The following is a 5,262-nucleotide window of genomic DNA, read 5'->3' as shown; positions in this document are numbered from 1 at the left end:
TCCTAAAGCAGTAAGATGTGTCTGTCCTAACGGATCTGATATGTTCACACATCGTCTATGCAATACACCAGTAGCATCATAACCTTTAAGGTGAATAACTATGTTATGTGCACTTCCCTTTCCGGGTTTATAGAGAATATTTTTCCGTAAATCGGTAAATTTTTCTCCGCTAATCATTTTCCAAATCCCTGTATTCACCAGAGAAACCAGTCCATATGTAGATGTTTTACTATCAAAAGCAATACGAAAGTTAGCCGAAACAGCATGAATTGATTCTGGCAGGGTTACGTGATCAGGAGTATCCAAACGATAACATTTGGTTATATAACCGTTGGGAAAGCGGACTTTGATTGGATTAGTCATTGGATAAGCCTGTCGCATTCCCTCTCGAGCTTTGACTTCAAATGGAATAGTTAACCGGTCCATATATGCTGTTGAATTTGGTCCTGCTTTGTCTTGAAGAGAATATAGTGCGTTGATATCAACCGTAACCTCTTGAAGATCTTTTGAATAAATTTTAGAAAAAAGGGCTGCTGTCCCCCCCATCCACCCTGAAGCTAATACAACAGGGGATTGGACCTCAACATTTTTTAATCGATCAATAGAACTCTTAAAGTGTTCAGTCCAACGAGTAATGTCAACCAATGGAATTTTTTTTCGAACTGCAGATAGAAGTAGTCTATCTTGCGGGTCATTAACCGCATTAACAACTAATGTGAAATTATCATCCGAATTTCTTAAAGGATCATCTGTTGTGTTGTCTACCTTGACTATTTTTACTCTCTCTGATTCAAAAGGTAACGCTTTCCCTAAGGTTCTTCCCCCTAATCTAATTTCCAAATCAGGATGTCGATCATGTAAAATTTGAGCAATTTGACTACCAACAACTCCATACCCACCAACAATTAATACTGTTTTCTTATTCATCTGAAACCTCCATTTTAATTAGTATGAGATTGTAAGTTTAAATGATCAAAAACTTAAACCTTTTAACGTAATGTCGCTAAAAAAAGGGACAAAAGGTGTCCCTAAACTATAAATGAGTACCTAATTCTTACATTCATCTTCAACTAAAGAAACAAGTTCTTTTAAAAGATTTATTGTTTCATTAAATTCAAGACAATAATACATTTCAGTGCCTTTTTTCTGAACTTGAAGTAACCCTGATTGTTTCAATATTTTCAAATGATGAGATACAGTAGGTCTTGACATGGGAATATGCTCCGCAATTTGCGTCACATTCAAGCTATCTTTATCAATTAAAAGTGATACAATTTGCTGACGAKTTGGATCTCCCAACCCTTGAAAACATGGCCTTAAATTTTCTAAAATATGCATTACTTTATCATTACAGTTCATTTCGCTAACATTACCTTCCGTTTAAGAATTTAATCATTTAAACGTATTATAAATTACATTACTATCTAATGCAATAAAGAAGTAGCACCAACTTTAAGTATAAATATAGAAAGTTTCATAAACAGCCATTTTTGTTTTTTCAGATTTGTAAGAATGTTGGTTCTTTTTTCTGTAACAATTGCCAAATCCATTCCAGCTACAACGAGGACAAACACACGAAATTCACGAAGCCTATATCAAATTGGGGTAGTAACACATCGGTATCAAGTTTAAATTTTATAGTGCCCCCAAAACAGAAACTTTTTGTCTTTTATAGCAAAGAAGTTCATTTTGGGGGTAATCTATTTTCTTAACTTAATAGTGATGTGACGATACTCCTATTACAAAATTTTAAAAGAATTCTTTGCATAGAAGATGTAACAAAGTAGGTAGGGTTCTTTTAGTCATTTAATCTTTTCATCTGATGATCTTTTCCCCATTCAAATAGTTCATTCATAATTTGCATTAAAGATTTTCCGTGTTCACTTATTGTGTACTCAACCTTTGGTGGTACTTCTTGATATACGGTACGATGAATAATCCCATCAGCTTCAAGTTGCCGAAGTTGTTGTGTAAGAACTTTTTGTGTAAGGTTTGGAATTTCTCGTTTGATTTCATTTGTTCGCATTTTTCCATCCATCAAAACACATAAAATATAAACTTTCCATTTTCCGCCGATTACATCGAGTGTTGTTGCAATTGGGCAGTCATCATTTTGATTCATATAACACCTCCAAAGGTACCTCAAGGTTCCTATAGTACCTGAAAGTACGTACTTTTCAATTATATGTGACTCATTCATACTAATACTAAAGGGTTTGAATTATTTATAAGGGGGAAGAAACTATATGAAAACACTTGTAATTGTAGCACATCCTGATATTGAAAAGTCTCGAATTAATAAAAGATGGATAGAAGAGCTTGAGAAACATTCCGATGAAGTTACGGTGCATGAACTATATAAAGCGGCACCAAATTGGGAGTTTAATGTTGAAGAGGAACAAAAGCTGTTAGTAGAACACGACCGATATATATTTCAATTTCCATTTTATTGGTATAGCTCACCGCCTTTATTAAAGAAGTGGTTTGATGATGTGTTAACGTATGGATTTGCTTACGGATCTAAAGGGGATAAAGTGAAGGGAAAAGAGTTTGGTGTAGCTATTTCTATAGGTGGATTAGAAAAAGACTATGAAAATAGCGGGATTACAATGGCTGAGTTGACAAAACCATTTCACGCTACAAGCTTATACACGGGAATGGAATTTATACCTTCGTTTTATTTATATGGTGCAGAATATGAAATCAGTGATGAAGAGATTGATAAAAGTGCACCTGAGTATGTGCAATATGTGATGAATAAGAAGTATTCTAATATATAAGGAGAAATGGCCATTTACTTGCTTAAGTAGATGGCTATTTTTTTATCCCGCTATTTGCGGGCAGTAGGACTCCTACCTCAAAATTCAGTGAATAAGAGGGAGTTAGGTGGGAGTCGGGCCGCCCGTAAAAGCCCGATTGGTGAGGGCTGATTAAAGTTTCACTTTATTGGTTTTATATTCACTAAGTGTAATATTTAGTAAATTAATAATTAATCTGATAAAATAAAAAACCTAACATATATAAAGGGGAGTTTTACTTGAGAACGATGCGACAATTATTACAAAAAAGAGCAATGCAATCACCAAATTTGGAAGCGCTTGTAGGGGGAGAGAAAAGATATTCATTTCAGCAGTATAATGAACGAGTAAATCAGCTTGCACATTATTTGTTACATAACGGTTTGCAAAGAGGGGATCGTATAGGAATCCTATGTAAAAATAATCCCCCGTTTCCAAGCGTTCTGATGGCAAGTTTGAAAATTGGAGCGGTATTTATTCCGCTAAATCATCAGCTTACTGCTTATGAATTAGAAACGATTGTAAAAGAAGCAAAGTTAAAAGTATTAGTTATTGATGAAGAATTTAGTGAAGTGTTATTAAAGATTGATGCTGTTAAAGAAATTCCTTATGTAATTAAAACGACAGAAGAAGGCTTTGGTTCATTTGAATTAAAATTGCAAGAACAGCCAATTACAGAACCGAACGTAGAAGTTCATGAAGATGATGATGCGATTTACTTATTTACTTCAGGAACGACTGGACAGGCAAAAGCATGTGTGATTGGACATAAAAACTTACACTATTATTTTGCTGAGATTGCGGGGCAAAGAGAAATTCCAGCAGGTGAACGCTTTTTATCAGTGCATCCATTGTTTCATATGAGTGGGGTGCTTTCTATTTTAAATTGCATTTATCATGGCATAACGATGATTTTCTTATCTGATTCAAATCCTACTCTTATTTGGGATAAGATTGAAGAAGAGAAAATTACTACKATGCTTGCGTTTCCAGCGGTTTATAGTTATATGCTTGATGAACTAAATAAAAAAGAGCGTAACATTTCAACCTTTAAAATAGCGCAAAGCGGTGGTACAAAAGTGCCAGAAACACTCATTCAAAAATATATGAAAAAAGGAATATATATGGTGCAAGGGTATGGTAGTACAGAAGGCTGGGTTGTAACCTCATGGCATCCAATGATGGGAAAAGAAAAGATGTCTTCTGTAGGAAAAACTCTTAAACATGTAGAATTGAAAATTGTTCATCCAGAAACAGGTGATGAACTAACAACAAATGAAGTTGGAGAGATTCATGTAAGAAGTCCGTACATGTTTAAAGGATATTGGAATAATGAAAAGGCGACAAAGAAGGTAGTAAAAGATAATTGGTTTAACATGGGCGATGCTGGCATGATAGATGACGATGGATTTCTACATATTATGGGAAGATATAAAGACGTTATCGTACGCGGTGGTGACAACGTATATCCAGATCAAGTAGAAGATGTTATTCATGAAATAAACGGTGTTTTAGAAGTTGCAGTAGTTGGAATTCTAGATGACTTTTGGGGTGAGATTCCAACAGCTTACATTGTAAAGGACATTCAAACACCTTTAACAGAAGAAGAAATTATTCAACATTGTAAGGAGAAACTAGCAAACTATAAAATACCGGAAGTTGTATTTATGGACGAATTACCGAAAAACGCTTTAGGGAAAGTGTTGAAGAGGGAATTAAGGGAAGTTGTTATTTTAAAATAAAAAAGTTGTTAAACGATAAGGAATCCAGTTATGTAGTAAGCATAACTGGATTTTTGTTTATAAAAAACATAATAATTTACTAGATTTTGTATTTTGTGTAAGATAATAAAGAATATTCAATTAATAATTAAAGGAAGAGATATAAATGAAGCTGCCACTATTACAAGTAGAGACAGAGAGACTGATTATCCGTCCATTTCAAAAAGAGGATTATGAAAGTTGGTTAGATGGATTCAATAAGAGGTTACCATCCCAATATAAATACGATGATGGCTATCATGACATGTCGTCTTCAACAAAAGAATGGTTCACGGAATGGATAAGAGGATTTGATGAGGCGGCACGACGGGATGAAATGTACGTTCTAGGTATTTTTCAGAAAGAGGATGGCGCCAATATTGGAAAGCTAGAACTTATAAAAATTTTACGTATGGACTATCAATGGGCAATGATGGGCTACTCTATTCATAATCAATATTGGAAAAATGGATACGGAGTAGAAAGTGTAATAGCTGCGCTGCCGTTATTTTTTAATGGCCTTCATTTTCATAGAATCGAATTACATATACATGTTGATAATGAGCCATCCGTTCGTTTGGCAGAAAGAGCTGGTTTTTCATTTGAATGTATGAGAGAGGCGTTTTCTATGGGGAATGGTAAGTGGGCAGATTTTCTTATTTATTATAAAAATAAGGAGACGGATATATGAGGGTACTTATTAC

6 protein-coding genes are annotated in these 5,262 nt (G+C 34.5%); 3 read left to right on the top strand and 3 right to left on the bottom strand.

Features of this window, described 5'->3' with window-relative positions; genetic code table 11:
• The 3 genes from AC1DTM_RS17795 to AC1DTM_RS17785 form a co-directional block, all read right to left on the bottom strand.
• Window positions 1-927, bottom strand: a 927-nt coding sequence (locus AC1DTM_RS17795; protein WP_477000578.1) for a saccharopine dehydrogenase family protein, incomplete at its 3' end; no start/stop codon positions are given.
• Between the two features lie 120 nt (window positions 928-1,047).
• Entirely contained in the window at window positions 1,048-1,359 is a 312-nt protein-coding gene (locus AC1DTM_RS17790) for an ArsR/SmtB family transcription factor (RefSeq protein WP_477000577.1), read from the bottom strand.
• Between the two features lie 439 nt (window positions 1,360-1,798).
• Window positions 1,799-2,122, bottom strand: a complete 324-nt coding sequence (locus tag AC1DTM_RS17785) for a winged helix-turn-helix transcriptional regulator (RefSeq protein ID WP_002137377.1) — start codon at window positions 2,120-2,122, stop codon at window positions 1,799-1,801.
• A 124-nt stretch (window positions 2,123-2,246) separates the two neighbouring features.
• Between AC1DTM_RS17785 and AC1DTM_RS17780 the strand changes: the two genes are divergently transcribed.
• From AC1DTM_RS17780 to AC1DTM_RS17770, 3 genes are all read left to right on the top strand, one after another.
• Entirely contained in the window at window positions 2,247-2,780 is a 534-nt protein-coding gene (locus AC1DTM_RS17780) for an NAD(P)H-dependent oxidoreductase (RefSeq protein ID WP_016105524.1), read from the top strand.
• Between the two features lie 257 nt (window positions 2,781-3,037).
• Window positions 3,038-4,540 (top strand): class I adenylate-forming enzyme family protein, encoded by a 1,503-nt coding sequence (locus tag AC1DTM_RS17775; RefSeq protein ID WP_088099377.1) that lies wholly within the window; start codon window positions 3,038-3,040, stop codon window positions 4,538-4,540.
• Window positions 4,541-4,685: 145 nt separating this feature from the next.
• Window positions 4,686-5,249 carry a GNAT family N-acetyltransferase gene (locus AC1DTM_RS17770; RefSeq protein WP_002199821.1) on the top strand — a complete coding sequence of 188 codons (564 nt, stop codon included), beginning with the start codon at window positions 4,686-4,688 and terminating at the stop codon, window positions 5,247-5,249.
• The last annotated feature ends 13 nt before the right edge of the window (window positions 5,250-5,262 follow it).

It is taken from the genome of Bacillus sp. P4_D3 (assembly GCF_056401855.1).
This window is presented reverse-complemented; position numbering and strand designations above follow the sequence as displayed.

Bases quoted from the DNA above. Each gene is read 5' to 3' on its own strand.
- AC1DTM_RS17770 (WP_002199821.1), top strand. From the start codon at position 4,686: ATGAAGCTGCCACTATTACAAGTAGAGACAGAGAGACTGATTATCCGT.
- AC1DTM_RS17785 (WP_002137377.1), bottom strand. From the start codon at position 2,122: ATGAATCAAAATGATGACTGCCCAATTGCAACAACACTCGATGTAATC.
- AC1DTM_RS17780 (WP_016105524.1), top strand. From the start codon at position 2,247: ATGAAAACACTTGTAATTGTAGCACATCCTGATATTGAAAAGTCTCGA.